The organism is Amycolatopsis keratiniphila subsp. keratiniphila (assembly GCF_001620365.2).
Lineage (GTDB): Bacteria > Actinomycetota > Actinomycetes > Mycobacteriales > Pseudonocardiaceae > Amycolatopsis > Amycolatopsis keratiniphila.
The window spans coordinates 64,786-77,339 of record NZ_LQMT02000022.1; the positions used below are offsets into that span (position 1 = coordinate 64,786).

General features: G+C 68.3%; 11 protein-coding genes. 4 read left to right on the forward strand and 7 right to left on the reverse strand.

Annotated elements, in window-relative coordinates; all coding sequences use genetic code 11:
• Positions 1 to 198: 198 nt before the first annotated feature.
• The 4 genes from AVR91_RS22770 to AVR91_RS22785 form a co-directional block, all read right to left on the reverse strand.
• Positions 199 to 795 carry a DUF305 domain-containing protein gene (locus AVR91_RS22770; protein ID WP_063275351.1) on the reverse strand — a complete coding sequence of 199 codons (597 nt, stop codon included), beginning with the start codon at positions 793 to 795 and terminating at the stop codon, positions 199 to 201.
• On the reverse strand, positions 792 to 1,544 hold the full coding sequence (locus tag AVR91_RS22775) for a lytic polysaccharide monooxygenase (RefSeq protein ID WP_016338143.1): 753 nt from the start codon (positions 1,542 to 1,544) through the stop codon (positions 792 to 794). The genes AVR91_RS22770 and AVR91_RS22775 overlap by 4 nt, the downstream gene beginning before the upstream one ends.
• Before the next feature lie 159 nt (positions 1,545 to 1,703).
• On the reverse strand, positions 1,704 to 2,912 hold the full coding sequence (locus tag AVR91_RS22780; RefSeq protein WP_394329964.1) for a globin domain-containing protein: 1,209 nt from the start codon (positions 2,910 to 2,912) through the stop codon (positions 1,704 to 1,706).
• A gap of 273 nt (positions 2,913 to 3,185) precedes the next feature.
• Positions 3,186 to 4,391: a globin domain-containing protein gene (locus AVR91_RS22785; protein ID WP_172843548.1), complete on the reverse strand. Its 1,206-nt coding sequence runs from the start codon at positions 4,389 to 4,391 to the stop codon at positions 3,186 to 3,188.
• A 271-nt stretch (positions 4,392 to 4,662) separates the two neighbouring features.
• Between AVR91_RS22785 and AVR91_RS22790 the strand changes: the two genes are divergently transcribed.
• From AVR91_RS22790 to AVR91_RS22805, 4 genes are all read left to right on the forward strand, one after another.
• Entirely contained in the window at positions 4,663 to 5,127 is a 465-nt protein-coding gene (locus AVR91_RS22790) for a MarR family winged helix-turn-helix transcriptional regulator (protein ID WP_063275352.1), read from the forward strand.
• Between the two features lie 75 nt (positions 5,128 to 5,202).
• A complete protein-coding gene (locus AVR91_RS22795) occupies positions 5,203 to 6,402 on the forward strand; it encodes an MFS transporter (protein ID WP_063275353.1) in 1,200 nt (399 codons plus the stop codon).
• 72 nt (positions 6,403 to 6,474) lie between these two features.
• On the forward strand, positions 6,475 to 9,072 hold the full coding sequence (gene clpB, locus AVR91_RS22800) for an ATP-dependent chaperone ClpB (protein WP_063275354.1): 2,598 nt from the start codon (positions 6,475 to 6,477) through the stop codon (positions 9,070 to 9,072).
• A 508-nt stretch (positions 9,073 to 9,580) separates the two neighbouring features.
• A complete protein-coding gene (locus tag AVR91_RS22805) occupies positions 9,581 to 10,231 on the forward strand; it encodes a DUF4232 domain-containing protein (RefSeq protein WP_063275914.1) in 651 nt (216 codons plus the stop codon).
• Here the strand turns inward: AVR91_RS22805 and AVR91_RS22810 are convergent.
• The 3 genes from AVR91_RS22810 to AVR91_RS22820 all read right to left on the reverse strand — a co-directional run bounded on the left by AVR91_RS22810 (position 10,228) and on the right by AVR91_RS22820 (position 12,552).
• The gene (locus tag AVR91_RS22810) at positions 10,228 to 10,665 is read right to left on the reverse strand and encodes a hypothetical protein (protein ID WP_063275915.1); all 438 of its coding nucleotides are present in this window, start codon (positions 10,663 to 10,665) and stop codon (positions 10,228 to 10,230) included. The genes AVR91_RS22805 and AVR91_RS22810 overlap by 4 nt on opposite strands.
• A 61-nt stretch (positions 10,666 to 10,726) precedes the next feature.
• Positions 10,727 to 11,986, reverse strand: a complete 1,260-nt coding sequence (locus tag AVR91_RS22815) for an MFS transporter (RefSeq protein WP_063275916.1) — start codon at positions 11,984 to 11,986, stop codon at positions 10,727 to 10,729.
• A gap of 215 nt (positions 11,987 to 12,201) precedes the next feature.
• Positions 12,202 to 12,552, reverse strand: coding sequence for a metallopeptidase family protein (locus AVR91_RS22820; protein ID WP_037333558.1), 351 nt, complete (start codon positions 12,550 to 12,552; stop codon positions 12,202 to 12,204).
• Positions 12,553 to 12,554 lie beyond the last annotated feature (2 nt).

Here is a 12,554-nt window from a genome sequence, read left to right on the forward strand (position 1 = left end):
CGTGAAGGCCCCCTTCACTGCGCTAGACGCAGTGAAGGGGGCCTTCACGTACTTCACGCCAGGATGCCGCGACACGAGCACCGACGCTCGCTGATGTCACCCACCGACGTTGCGAAAGCCACTTTCGCAACCCTCAACGTTGTGAAAGTGGCTTTCGCAACGCGACGCCCAGCGAACGCATTTAGAGGACTGAACGCGTCACTGGCCGGGCACCAGGGTCCGGATCTGCTGGACCTCCCCGGTGCGCGAGTCCTGGATCCGCTGGGCCAGCGCCTTCGCTTCGGGGTTCTTGCCGTCCTTCAGCTCGGTCCTCGCCAGCGCGACCCCGTTGTGCTGATGCGCCACGAAGATGTCCGCGAAGTCGAGGCTGAACTCCACACCATCCTTTTTGGACAGTGCTTCCAGTAGTCCCTTGTCGGTGAGCCCGTCGCCACCGTGGTGGTGATGCGCGTGCGGGTCCGCCGAGCCCGTCTCGGGTTTGCCCCAGGCCTTCAGCCAGTTCCGCATGTCGGTGGTCTCGGTCTGCTGTGTCGCCTCGATGGCGGCGGCGAGATTCGTCAGCTCCTGCTTCTGCCCCTGCTTGGCCTTGACCAGCTTGACGATCTCCACACCCTGGTTGTTGTGGGCGATCATCATCTGCAGGAACATCACGTCGGCGTCGTTGTACTCCGCGGACGCCCCGGCCGACTGGGGGACGGGGGAGATCGGGGCGCCGGCGCTGGTGGGTGAGCCGTCGCCGGCCCCGCAGCCCGCGAGGGCCACGAGACCGGCGACGAGAACGAGGGCCAGCTTCACTGCCGAGTCCAAAGCGCGGGCGTGTTCGGCGGCTCCCAGCCTTGGATCGCGGTATGCGCCATCTGGCAGCGGTAGGTCGCGCCGCCGTAGGTCACCGTGCTGCCGACCGCGTAGGACGTTCCGGCCGCCCAGGTGCCGCCAGTGGGCGGATTGCTGGTGCTGGTCGGCGGGTTCGACGTCGTGGGCGGGTTGCTCGTGGTCGGCGGATTGCTGGTGGTGGGCGGGTTTCCGCCGCCGATCTGCAGGTCGATGCAGCTGTAGAAGGCCATCGGCGTGTCCGCGATGTTCCAGATGGCGAGCACCTTCTGGCGGCCGCTGAAGCCGTTCAGGCTCACCGTGTGCGACGTCGGGTCCTTCGGCGCGGAGTTGTTCCCGCTGATGTCGGCGATCTTGGTGCCGCCGATGTAGTACTCGTAGTTCGTGGTCCGGTGGTAGGCGGTGAACTTCCAGTTGAAGGTCACGCTGTTGCCGACCGACGCGGCGGGCCACGGCTTCGACTCGTCGTTGAGCTCGGCGAATCCGGGAAGGCCGCCGTTGCAGCTGCGGAGCCCCTTGGGGCCTTCGACGCTCTGCGGTTCGTAGACGATGGCACCGCAGCCGGAGACCTTGCCTTGGGCGCAGTTCGCCTGGCGGCTGGGCGGGGACAGCACATAGCCGTGGGCGCTGGCCACCTGCGGGATGGCGACGATGGCGATCGGGGCGAGGATCGCACCGGCGGCGGCTGCCACGAGCTTGCGTTTGACGGTCATGCCGGCTCCTGGGGATGGAACGACGGTGTTCCCGCGACGGGGAGCAATGTGGTCTAGACCATAAATCCGCCGGTGACCGTGGTCAATGATTCACTGACCTACTGCTGCGTCGAGCCCAGGTGGAACAGCCGATCGGCCTAATACGAACGAAGCATCGGCTCAGTCCAGGGTGAAGGGGTCGTACTTGATCCGCCCCAGGTCCTTGCCCGCGGCGAGCAGTTTCGCGATCGTCGCCCGGATCATCGACGGCGATCCGGCGACGTACACGTCGCGCTCCTTCCACGCCCCGCGCTGGGTGACCGCCGTGGCCAGCGTGCCGCGGTCGCCGCCGGTGATGGCGCCTTCCTCGGTCACCGGTGTCACCGTCAGCCAAGGGCAGGTGACGGCGAGCCCGCGGAGCTGGTCGAGGGCGTAGAGGTCTTCCGGACGGCGGCCGCCGAAGAACAGGTGCACCGGCGGATTGTTCTTCCAGCGCGACATGTCGTCGAGCAGGGCGAGCAGCGGCGCGACGCCGGTGCCACCGCCGATCATCAGCAGCGGACGGCTTTCCGTGTGGTTCACCGAAAGCGCGCCGAGCGACGGGCCGAGGCGCCAGACGTCGCCGAACCGGGTGTGGTGGACGATCGCGCGCGAGACCCAGCCACCGCGCACGGCATGCACGTGGAACTCCATCGTCCCGTCGTCGTGCGGAGCGGTGGCGGGTGAGAAGTACCGCCACATCCGCGGTCGTTGCGGGACCTCGACGCTGACGTAGCCGCCGGCCCGGTACGGGAGGGGCTGATCGGTGCGCACCTTGACGATGGCGACGTCACGGGACACGACGCGGTGTTCGATGACGGTCGCCTTCCACCACGCCGGCCCGGTCTCCTTGCCGGCGGCCTCGCGCATGCTCTTCGAAATGACGCCGTACGCGGTGACCCAGGCGTCTTCCACCTCGGGAGTCCAGTCGTCCTTCAAGAACCTCTTCAGCGCGGCGATCAGCGCGACGCCGACGGCGTCGTAATGGCGGCCGAGGACGTCGAACTTCCGGTGATCCCGGCCGAGCTGGCCGAGGAACGTGGCCAGTTCGTCGGGCCGGTCCACCATCTGCACGACGTAGACGAGGGCGCGCAGCAAACGATTTCGCTGCGTGGCCATGTTGATCGGGAACAGCGCCCTGGCGTCGGGCGAAACGGCGAAGAGTGCCCCGTAGAAGTATTGGGACAACTCCTCGGACTTCGTTTCGACGGCGGCGAAACTCTCCCTGATGAGCTTGGCCAGCTGCACGGACTTGTCCGCCGTCGGCGTCTCGATCAAGGGCGGGACGGGAACCGGTGAAGATCTGGACGAACCGGGTGGATGCTCGTACTTCACTGTTTCGGCAGTCATGGGTGAACGATTTTCTCCAGTTGGATCGGGCATATTCTCCAGACCCGATGTCATCGTGCTCGTGTTCCCCCGAGGGTTCCCGACTGTATGCCCGAAAGTCGCGAAAGGACCCGATAACGTTTGTTTCCCGCTCGATCGGAGCAAACGATATACGCGCCGTCAACCCCGTCTGGCACTAAGTAAAGGAAAGCGTGATCGGCCGATCGGGTGGGTTTTTCGCCGTGATTACGAGATCACGTAACGCGGCTGAACACCATTGTGGAATCGAATTGCCTAGTCGATGGTGAACGGGTCGTACGCGATCTGGTCGAGCGCGCTGCCCGCGACCAGCATCCGTGACACCGTCGCCCGGATCATCGCGGGCGAACCGGCGACGAGGATCCGGTGGCCCGGCCAGGACCCTTGCTGCGTAACGGCTTCCGCGAGCGTGCCCTGGACGCAGCCGGGGGCTTCTTCGCCGTGCTCGACCACCGGGGTCACGGTGAGCCACGGGTTGGTGGCCGCGAGAGCACGCAACTCGTCGAGGTCGTAGAGGTCCTCACGCGACGGTCCGCCGTAGAACAACTGGACCTTCGGGTTCTCGCCCCACTGCGCGAGGTCGTCCAGAATGGCGCGCAGCGGCGCGATGCCGGTGCCGCCCGCGATCATCAGGACACCGCGGCCGTCGGTGCGGTCGACCGAAAGCCTGCCGAGCGGCGGCCCGAGCCGCCAGACGTCGCCGGGCTGCGTGTGGCTCACGATGGCGCGCGACACCCAGCCGCCGTCGACCGCGCGCACGTGGAACTCGATGCCGCCGTCCTCGCGCGGCGCGTTCGCCGGCGAAAGGTAGCGCCAGAGCCTCGGCCGCTGCGGTACTTCGACGCTCATGTACTGACCGGGCTGGTACGGCACCGGGAATTCGGGCTGGACGCGGACCAGGGCGAGATCCCAGGTGAGCCGCCGGTGTTCGAGGACGGTCGCCGACCACGACGCCGGGTTGACGTCGGCCGCGGCGGCCTCCTGCATCGCGCGGGCGACGATGGTGAAGGCCTCCGCCCAGGCCCGTTCGACCTCGGGGGTCCAGTCCGGACCGAGGTGGTTCTTGAGCGACGCGAGCAGTGCGGTGCCGACGGCCTCGTAGTGCCGCGGGATGACGCCGAACTTGCGGTGGTCGCGGCCGAGCTGGGTCAGGAACGGGACGAGGTCGTCCGGCCGGTCGACCATCTGCACGATGTGGACCAGTGCGCGGACCAGTCTGCCGCGCTGGACCTCCATGTTGATCGGGAAGAAGTCGCGGGTGGCGGGCGCCAGGGTGAACAGCATCCCGTAGAAGAACTGGGAGATCTCCGGAATGAAGGGTTCCGACTTCGCCCAGGTGTCCCGGATGAGCCGCACCATCGCGGTGACCGCGGGCGGGGCTTCGCGCGGCGCCGAAGACCGCGGGACCGGGCTGACCGCGTCGGCCGTCACGGGCTGGGAGTCGCTGATCGGGAAGCGCATACCGGAAGACAGTTCCCCAGGTTCACGAACGAGGGTCCACTGGAGAAGAATTCACGGATCATTCACCTCTCCGGTCAGTGGCTGTCGGGCCGGTCGGCTGAATTCCGGCTCGTTCGCGAGACTAGCCGCCGAGAGACCTTTTGCCCGCATCGTTGCTCCGGACGGGTGTACTCGAAACCGGTCGGCAGTGGGCGATCTCACGAGGTAAATAGTTGTCTTACGCAAGTGTCGCCGAATAAAGTTGTACTGTACAAGTAGCCAGGAGGGACCGATGAGCTCCGCGGACGACGCCAGGGTCGAGCTGATGCGTGAGCTGAAGGCCGCCTCCCAGCTGCAGCACGCCTGGATAATGCAGGCGTGGCAGGACGACCCCGGGCTGCATCCGGCGGCCGCGATGCTGCTGTCGGATCTGGCGAAGCACGGTGAGGCGCGGCCGTCCGAATTGGCCAAACGACGCTTTGTGGACCTTTCGGTCATAAGTCGTCAAATCTCCCAGCTGTCCGCGGCGGGCATGGTCGACCGCCGTCCGGCACCCGAAGACGGCCGCGCGTCGATCATCAGCATCTCCGAACGCGGACGCGTGGAGCTGGGCCGGCGGCGGGCCGGTTATCTGGAGTTCATGGAGCGTGCGCTCGGTGACTGGGACGACGAAAAGGTGCTCGAACTGACCACGCGCCTGGCGGAGATGAACGCCGATGTCCGCGCCGCCCTGTCCGTGCGGACCTGCGACGTCTGACCGGGGCCGTTACTACCCGCCGGTCTTGACTGAACGGACCTTTCGTAGCGCCGTGACGCCGGTAGCGTCGTATCAGTGCGTAACCGGGTCGCATTGCTGGTCGCCTTGGGAATCGACAACTTCGGCTCGGGACTGTTCCTCCCGCTCGGGCTGGTCTTCGTCGTCCGTGTGGTGGGTCTCCCGCTCGCTCAGGCGGGGGGTGCGGTCACTCTCGGTGCACTGGCAGGCCTGCTCGTCCCCGCGTTCGCCGGGCGGCTCGTCGACCTGATCGGCCCGCGGACGGTGATGATCTGTGCCCACGTCCTGCAGGCCGCCGGGGTGAGCGCCTTCCTGCTGGCCGGTGGGTTCGCCGGGGTCGTCGGCGCGTCGGTCATGCTCGCGGCCGGGCAGCAGCTGTTCTACAGCTCGCAGTTCTCACTCATCGCCGACGTCGCCGGCGAAGGACCGAAGGATCGGCCGTTCGCCGAAGCCGCGATGGTCCGCTCCGCGGGCTTCGGGCTGGGCGGGCTCGCGGCGGCGGGGCTGCTCGTGTGGATCGGGCGCGACGGCCTCTACGTCGTCGTGATGCTGGACGTCGCGACCTTCGTCATCGCCGCGGCCATCCTTTCGACGCTCGTCACGCCGGTCCCCCGGCACCTGCCGCGGTGCTCGGCGTCCGCGCGGGTCTGGCGGAACCGCCCGTATCTGGCGCTCATCGTGTTCAGCGGCCTCTTCGCGCTCACGATGGACTTCTTCCTCATCGGGATGCCGGTGTACATCTTCAACGCGTTGCAGGGGCCCCGATGGCTTCCCGGTGCGATCATCGCGCTGCTCACCGTCGTCACCGGTCTGGGTGGAGTCGTCGGGCTGCGGCTGACCAGGAAGCTGACCCGGATCGCCGCGATGCGCGTGGGTTCGGCGTTGTTCGCGGTGTGGTGCCTGGCTTGCCTGATGGTGGTGTTCGTGCCGAAGGTCTTCCAGCCGGTTTACCTGCTCGGCGCGACCCTCGTGCTGGCCGCGGGCGATCTCGCCTTCGGCCCGCGCTCCGGGGCGCTCGCCGAAGCGGCGGCGCCACCGGAGGCCCGGGGCCGGTATCTGGCGGCCTTCCAATACGCGTTCACGCTCGCCGCGGTGATCGCTCCGGCCGTCGTCGCGCTGTTCTCCGTGGCAGTCTGGATCCCGTGGGTGCTCGTGGCCGCGTGCGCCTGCACGGCCGTCGTCGGCCTCGGCCAGGTGGGTCCGCGCCTGCCCGCGGAGGCCGTCTCGCCGACGGGTAGCCGAAATTTTCAGAGTTGAGCGGAACAGACTCAACTTATCTGACGTTGTACCTGTCGACAGTATTTCGCAGGACCTAGTACGAGGTGAGGGATGGACGCTTTCAACCCGACCACGAAGACCCAGCAGGCGATCTCGTCGGCGGCGCAGGCGGCCACGATGGCGGGGAACCCGCACGTGGCGGCCGCGCACCTGCTCGGCGCCCTGCTGGCGCAGGGTGAGGGGCTCACCGCACCGCTGCTGACCGCGGTCGGGGCCGATCCGGCGCAGGTGCACAAGGAGCTGGAGCCGCTGATCGCGGCGTTGCCGTCGGCGACCGGCGCCACCGTGTCGAGCCCGCAGTTCGACACGAACGCCGTCAAGGCGCTGACGCACGCGCAGAAGCTCGCGACCGAGCTCGGCGACGAGTACGTCTCGACGGAGCACCTCCTCGTCGGCCTCGCCACCGAAGGCGGGCCGGTGGCCGAGCTGCTCAAACGGCACGGCGCCACCCCGGACGCGCTGCGCGAGGCGTTCGCCAAGGTGCGCGGCTCCGCACGGATCACCAGCGCCGATCCCGAAAGCACGTTCAAAGCGCTGGAGAAGTACGGCGTCGACCTGACCGAGCGCGCCCGCGCCGGCGAGCTGGACCCGGTGATCGGCCGTGACACCGAGATCCGCCGCGTGGTGCAGGTGCTTTCGCGTCGCACCAAGAACAACCCGGTGCTGATCGGCGAGCCGGGCGTCGGCAAGACGGCCATCGTCGAAGGGCTCGCCCAGCGCATCGTCGCCGGTGACGTGCCGGAGTCGCTGCGCGGCAAGCGCGTGGTGGCGCTGGACCTCGGCTCGATGGTCGCGGGCGCCAAGTTCCGCGGCGAGTTCGAAGAGCGGCTGAAGGCCGTGCTCAAGGAGATCACCGACTCCGCGGGCGAGGTCGTCACCTTCATCGACGAGCTGCACACCATCGTCGGCGCCGGCGCGACCGGTGAGGGCGCGATGGACGCGGGCAACATGATCAAGCCGATGCTCGCCCGCGGCGAGCTGCGGATGGTCGGCGCGACCACGCTCGACGAGTACCGCGAGCACATCGAGAAGGACGCCGCGCTGGAGCGGCGCTTCCAGCAGGTGCTGGTCGGCGAACCGTCCCCCGAGGACACCATCGCCATCCTGCGCGGGCTCAAGGAACGGTACGAGGTGCACCACGGTGTGCGCATCACCGACGCCGCGCTGGTCGCCGCCGCGACGCTGTCCGACCGCTACATCACCGCCCGGTTCCTGCCGGACAAGGCGATCGACCTGGTCGACGAGGCCGCCTCGAAGCTCCGCATGGAGATCGACTCGCGGCCCGTCGAGATCGACGAGGTCGAACGCGCCGTGCGGCGTATGGAGATCGAAGAGATGGCATTGTCCAAAGAGGACGATGCCGCGTCCAAGGAGCGCCTCGCCGCGCTGCGCTCGGAACTGGCCGAAAAGCGGGAAACGCTGACCGCGCTGACCGCGCGCTGGCAGAACGAGAAGGGCTCGATCGAGCGCGTCCGCGAACTCAAGGAGCAGCTGGAGCAGCTGCGCGGCGAGTCCGAACGCGCCGAACGCGACGGCGACCTCGGCAAGGCCGCCGAACTCCGCTACGGCCGGATTCCCGCGCTGGAGAAGGAGTTCCAGGCCGCGACCGAGGCGAACGAGGTCAGCCAGCAGAACGTCATGCTCAAGGAGGAGGTCAGCGCGGACGACGTCGCCGACGTGGTCAGCGCGTGGACCGGCATCCCGGCCGGGCGGCTGCTGGAGGGCGAGACGGGCAAGCTGCTCCGGATGGAAGAGGAGCTCGGCAAGCGGGTCGTCGGGCAGAAGGAGGCCGTGCAGGTCGTCTCGGACGCGGTGCGCCGCACCCGGGCGGGCGTCGCCGACCCCGACCGGCCGACCGGTTCGTTCCTGTTCCTCGGCCCGACCGGTGTCGGCAAGACCGAGCTGGCGAAGGCGCTGGCCGAGTTCCTGTTCGACGACGAGCGCGCGATGCTGCGGATCGACATGAGCGAGTACGCCGAGAAGCATTCGGTGGCGCGCCTGGTCGGGGCGCCTCCGGGCTACGTCGGCTACGACCAGGGCGGGCAGCTGACCGAGTCGGTGCGCAGGCGGCCGTATTCGGTGGTGCTGCTCGACGAGGTCGAGAAGGCGCATCCGGACGTGTTCGACGTGCTCCTCCAGGTGCTCGACGACGGACGGCTCACCGACGGCCAGGGCCGCACGGTCGACTTCCGCAACACGATCCTGGTGCTGACGTCGAACCTCGGCTCGCAGGCCATCGCCGACCCGGCGCTCGACGAGCGTCAGCGCAACGACGCGGTGATGTCGGTGGTGCAGCGGCAGTTCAAACCGGAGTTCCTGAACCGGTTGGACGACATCGTGGTCTTCCACGCGCTGGGCACCGACGAGCTGACGTCCATTGTGGACATCCAGATCGAGCGGCTCGCCACGCGGCTTTCGCGGCGCCGCCTGACGCTGGAGGTCACCGACGGGGCACGCGAGTGGCTCGCGCTGAACGGCTTCGACCCGATCTACGGCGCGCGGCCGCTGCGGCGGCTCGTGCAGTCGGCCATCGGCGACAAGCTGGCGAAGCAGCTGCTGGCCGGTGAGATCCGGGACGGCGACACGGTCCGGGTGGACATCCCGGCCCAGGAGGCGTCGGAAGCCCTGACGGTCACGCGGGTGGACTGAGGCCTCGTGAGTGGCGAGGGCGGACGCCGCTCGGCAGGGCTCGGCTGCCGCCGCGGTGGGTTGCGAAAGCCACTTTCGCAACCTTCAACGTTGCGAAAGTGGCTTTCGCAACGTCGGCCGCGACCGGGCCCCGGTGCCGCCCTGGCGATCATGTCGCGAAAGCCACTTTCGAGACGTCTGATGTCCCGAAAGTGGCTTTCGCGACAGACCTCCACAACCTTCACGGACAGTGAGCTGGGGACCGGTAGCAGCCGGAAGCCGGTACTAGCCAAGACAGCCTTGCTAGTACCCGAAACGCCACTCACGACCGCCGGTCACGTGGCGAAAGCGTCCTTCACCGCGTCTCGTGCGGGTATGGCTCCTTTCAGCCCGTTTGCCTCCACCCCCGCCGGGGAACACAGCACACAAGATCTATTAACACCTTGTGGGGAATTAACCGGTGGGGCGCAACCTCGTCGGCGGACGACACGTCTACTGGACGGTGGGTCACCCGGATACAGGGAGGCGAATGACCATGGTTCGTTCGAAGTTGATCTCCATCGGCGGTCTCGTCGCGGGTACCGCCGGGTTGTTGCTGTTCAGCGCGTGCGGTGCGGAGAACGTGCCCGTCGCCCAGAACACGTCCGCGTCACCGTCGAGTTCGGTGCCGGACACCTCGGCGGCGCCCAGCGCGACCTCTTCGGCTTCGTCCCCGGCTCCGCAGCCCGTCCAGCCGCCGGCGCAGGCGCCGAAGAACGACGGGCTCTGCAAGGCCGGCGACGTCAAACTGTCCCTCCAGGACAGTGACGCCGCCGCGGGCACGGTGTACCGGAAGCTCGTCATCACCAATACGAGTGGGAACTCGTGCACCATCCAGGGCTTCCCCGGCGTCTCCTACGTGACGGGCGCCGACGGTCACCAGGTCGGCGAGGCCGCGTACCGCGACGGCACCAAGGGCGGTCCGGTCCAGCTGGCCAACGGCGAGAGCGCGATCGCCGACGTCGGTTTCGTGAACGTCCGCAACTATCCCGAGGAAGTCTGCAAGCCGGTCGAGACCAGGGGCCTGCGGGTGTACCTGCCGCAGGAGACGGCGTCGAACTTCCTCGCGGTGCAGGGACTCGGCTGCACCGGCAAGATCTCGGGCAACCAGCTGACCGTCAAGACCGTCCACAAGGGCTAGAGCTGCGTGCAGAGCTGTTCGGCCTGCGCGAGGTGCCGCTGCCCCGAGATCTGGTTGAAGTGGAGGCTGAACACCATCCGGCTGACGCCGTCGATGTGGTCGGCCAGCGGCCGGTAGGTGTCGTTGGCGGCGGCCGCCGCGGCGGAGAGTTCGCGTGCGGCCGTCATCCGGTGCAGGACCTCGGGCGCCAGCACGGCCACGGTCCGCTCGCCGGGCGCGGAGTCGGTGGTGTCGGGGATCGTGCCGACCCTGGCCAGCGCCGAACAGGCCGCCTGCGCGTCTTCGAGCGCCCCCGCGTTGACGCCGGAGAGCGCCCACAGCATGCCGATCACGCCGCCACCGATCACGAAACCGACGACGGCGGTGAGTACCTGCGGGCGTCTGGAAGGTTCTGTCGTCCCCACGCCGGCCTCCGGCACCAGTGTCTGCTGCATCGCGGACCTCCCCGTCACCCGTGGCGGTGATGGGCTATTTCAGCACCAAAGACCTTGGTTTTCACCGGTCTTGGTGGAGAACCCGCTCCTCCGTGGCCGATTCGTCATCGAAGGCGCCGGGCCGTAACGAGACGAACGCGAAACCGGCTACGCCGAACAGCAGCAGCCCGGACGTGAGGAACGTCCGGGCCGGGGAACCGAGGGCGTGGGTGAGGACGCCGCCGAGCAGGGCCCCGATCGGGATCGCGCCCCAGACGACGGTGCGCCACACGCCCAGCACCCGGCCGAGCAGGTCGCCGGGGACGAGGGTGTGCCGCGCCGTCCCGAGCACGATGTTCACCGCGACGACGGCCGCCGCGAACAGGCCGAACAGCGCCGCCCCGGCCACCGGCGAACTCGTCAGGCCCATACCGGTGAACGCCGCGCCGCAGCAGGCCGTGCCGCCGAGGAGCACCGCTCGACGGCTGAACGCCTTCACCAGCCGCGGAGCGAGGGCAGCGCCGAGCAGGCCGCCGATACCGCCGACGAACGCGAAGAGCCCGAAGGCCGCTTCGCTGAGGCCCAGGTACTCGATCGCGTACAGCACCAGCTGCGCCTGCGCGAGTTCGCTGACCAGGCTGATCGCCCCGGCGAGGACCACCAGGCGCAGCACCAGCCGGCTCCGCTTCAGCCAGCGGAAACCCTCCGCCAGTTCGGTGCGGAGGTCGGTGGTGGCGCGCTCGGCGGTTCGCGGCCGGTAACTCCCGGCGAGGCCGATGAGCACGACCGCCGCGATCGCGAAGCCCACCGAGTTGAGTAAGAACGGGAAGGTCGCGAAGAGCGCGAAGGTGGCGCTGCCGACCGGCCCGCCGAGGAAGGTCTGGCCGACGATCTCGGTGGCCTGGAGCTTGCTGTTCGCGCTGTCGAGCGAGCCCTCGCCTACGACCGCCGGGATGAGCACGTTCGCGGCGCTGTCGGCGACCACTTCCGCGAAACCGATGAGCAGGGCGGCGGCGTAGACCATCCAGATCGTCACGCCGCCCGCGGCGACCAGCGCGGCCGTCCCGCCGACGACCACCGCCCGGGCGCCGTTCGCGAGGATCATCGCCCTTCGCCGGTCGACGCGGTCCAGCAGCGCGCCCGCTGGGAGCGCGAACAGCAGCCACGGCAGGAACTGGGTCGCCGAAAGCCCGGCGATGAGCAGCGGATCCCGGGTCAGGGTGACCGCGAGCAGCGGGAAAGCGACCTTGCCGATACCGTCGCCGAGGTTCGACGCCGCGCTGGACGCGAGCAGCCAGCGCAATCGCCGGTCACCCCTCCCGCGTGCCGCCGATCCGGCCATGTCCGCCTCCCCAGGCCTTCGCCGGCACCGGCCGGCGACAACGTGTCGAAGAGTTTAGCCGGGGCTGTCGCCCAAAGTGGCTGGGTTGTTACACCGAGTTAAGAATTCGGAGCACCCGTGGTGCTCCACGCACAAAAATCACCGACCATGCCGCCTTCGGCGCGGAATCCGTCGCGGAGGAGCAAGGGACCTTTGCTACCACCTCGGGCGGCGGCTCAGCCCCACCCGAGTTCGTGCAACCGCTCGTCGTCGATGCCGAAATGGTGGCCGACCTCGTGGACCACCGTGATCAGCACCTCCTCGACGACGTCCTCCTCGGTGTCGCACATCTGCAGCAGCGGGCGCCGGTAGATCGAGATCCGGTCGGGCAGCACCCCTCCGTACTCGTGGGTCCGCTCGGTCAACGCGACCCCGTGATAGAGCCCGAGGATCGTGGGCGACTCCTCGTTGAACTCCTCCACGAGCACCACGACGTTGTCCATGGCGTCCGCGAATTCGGGTGGGAGCTCGTCCAGTGCCTCCGAAACCAGCTCTTCGAAACGTTGCTGGGTCATCTCGACGGGCACCT

Excerpts from the sequence above, each read along its gene's own strand:
- AVR91_RS22775 (WP_016338143.1), bottom strand. The coding sequence starts at position 1,544 with ATGACCGTCAAACGCAAGCTCGTGGCAGCCGCCGCCGGTGCGATCCTC.
- AVR91_RS22780 (WP_394329964.1), bottom strand. The coding sequence starts at position 2,912 with ATGACTGCCGAAACAGTGAAGTACGAGCATCCACCCGGTTCGTCCAGA.
- AVR91_RS22785 (WP_172843548.1), bottom strand. The coding sequence starts at position 4,391 with ATGCGCTTCCCGATCAGCGACTCCCAGCCCGTGACGGCCGACGCGGTC.
- AVR91_RS22790 (WP_063275352.1), top strand. The coding sequence starts at position 4,663 with ATGAGCTCCGCGGACGACGCCAGGGTCGAGCTGATGCGTGAGCTGAAG.
- clpB (WP_063275354.1), top strand. The coding sequence starts at position 6,475 with ATGGACGCTTTCAACCCGACCACGAAGACCCAGCAGGCGATCTCGTCG.
- AVR91_RS22805 (WP_063275914.1), top strand. The coding sequence starts at position 9,581 with ATGACCATGGTTCGTTCGAAGTTGATCTCCATCGGCGGTCTCGTCGCG.
- AVR91_RS22810 (WP_063275915.1), bottom strand. The coding sequence starts at position 10,665 with ATGCAGCAGACACTGGTGCCGGAGGCCGGCGTGGGGACGACAGAACCT.
- AVR91_RS22815 (WP_063275916.1), bottom strand. The coding sequence starts at position 11,986 with ATGGCCGGATCGGCGGCACGCGGGAGGGGTGACCGGCGATTGCGCTGG.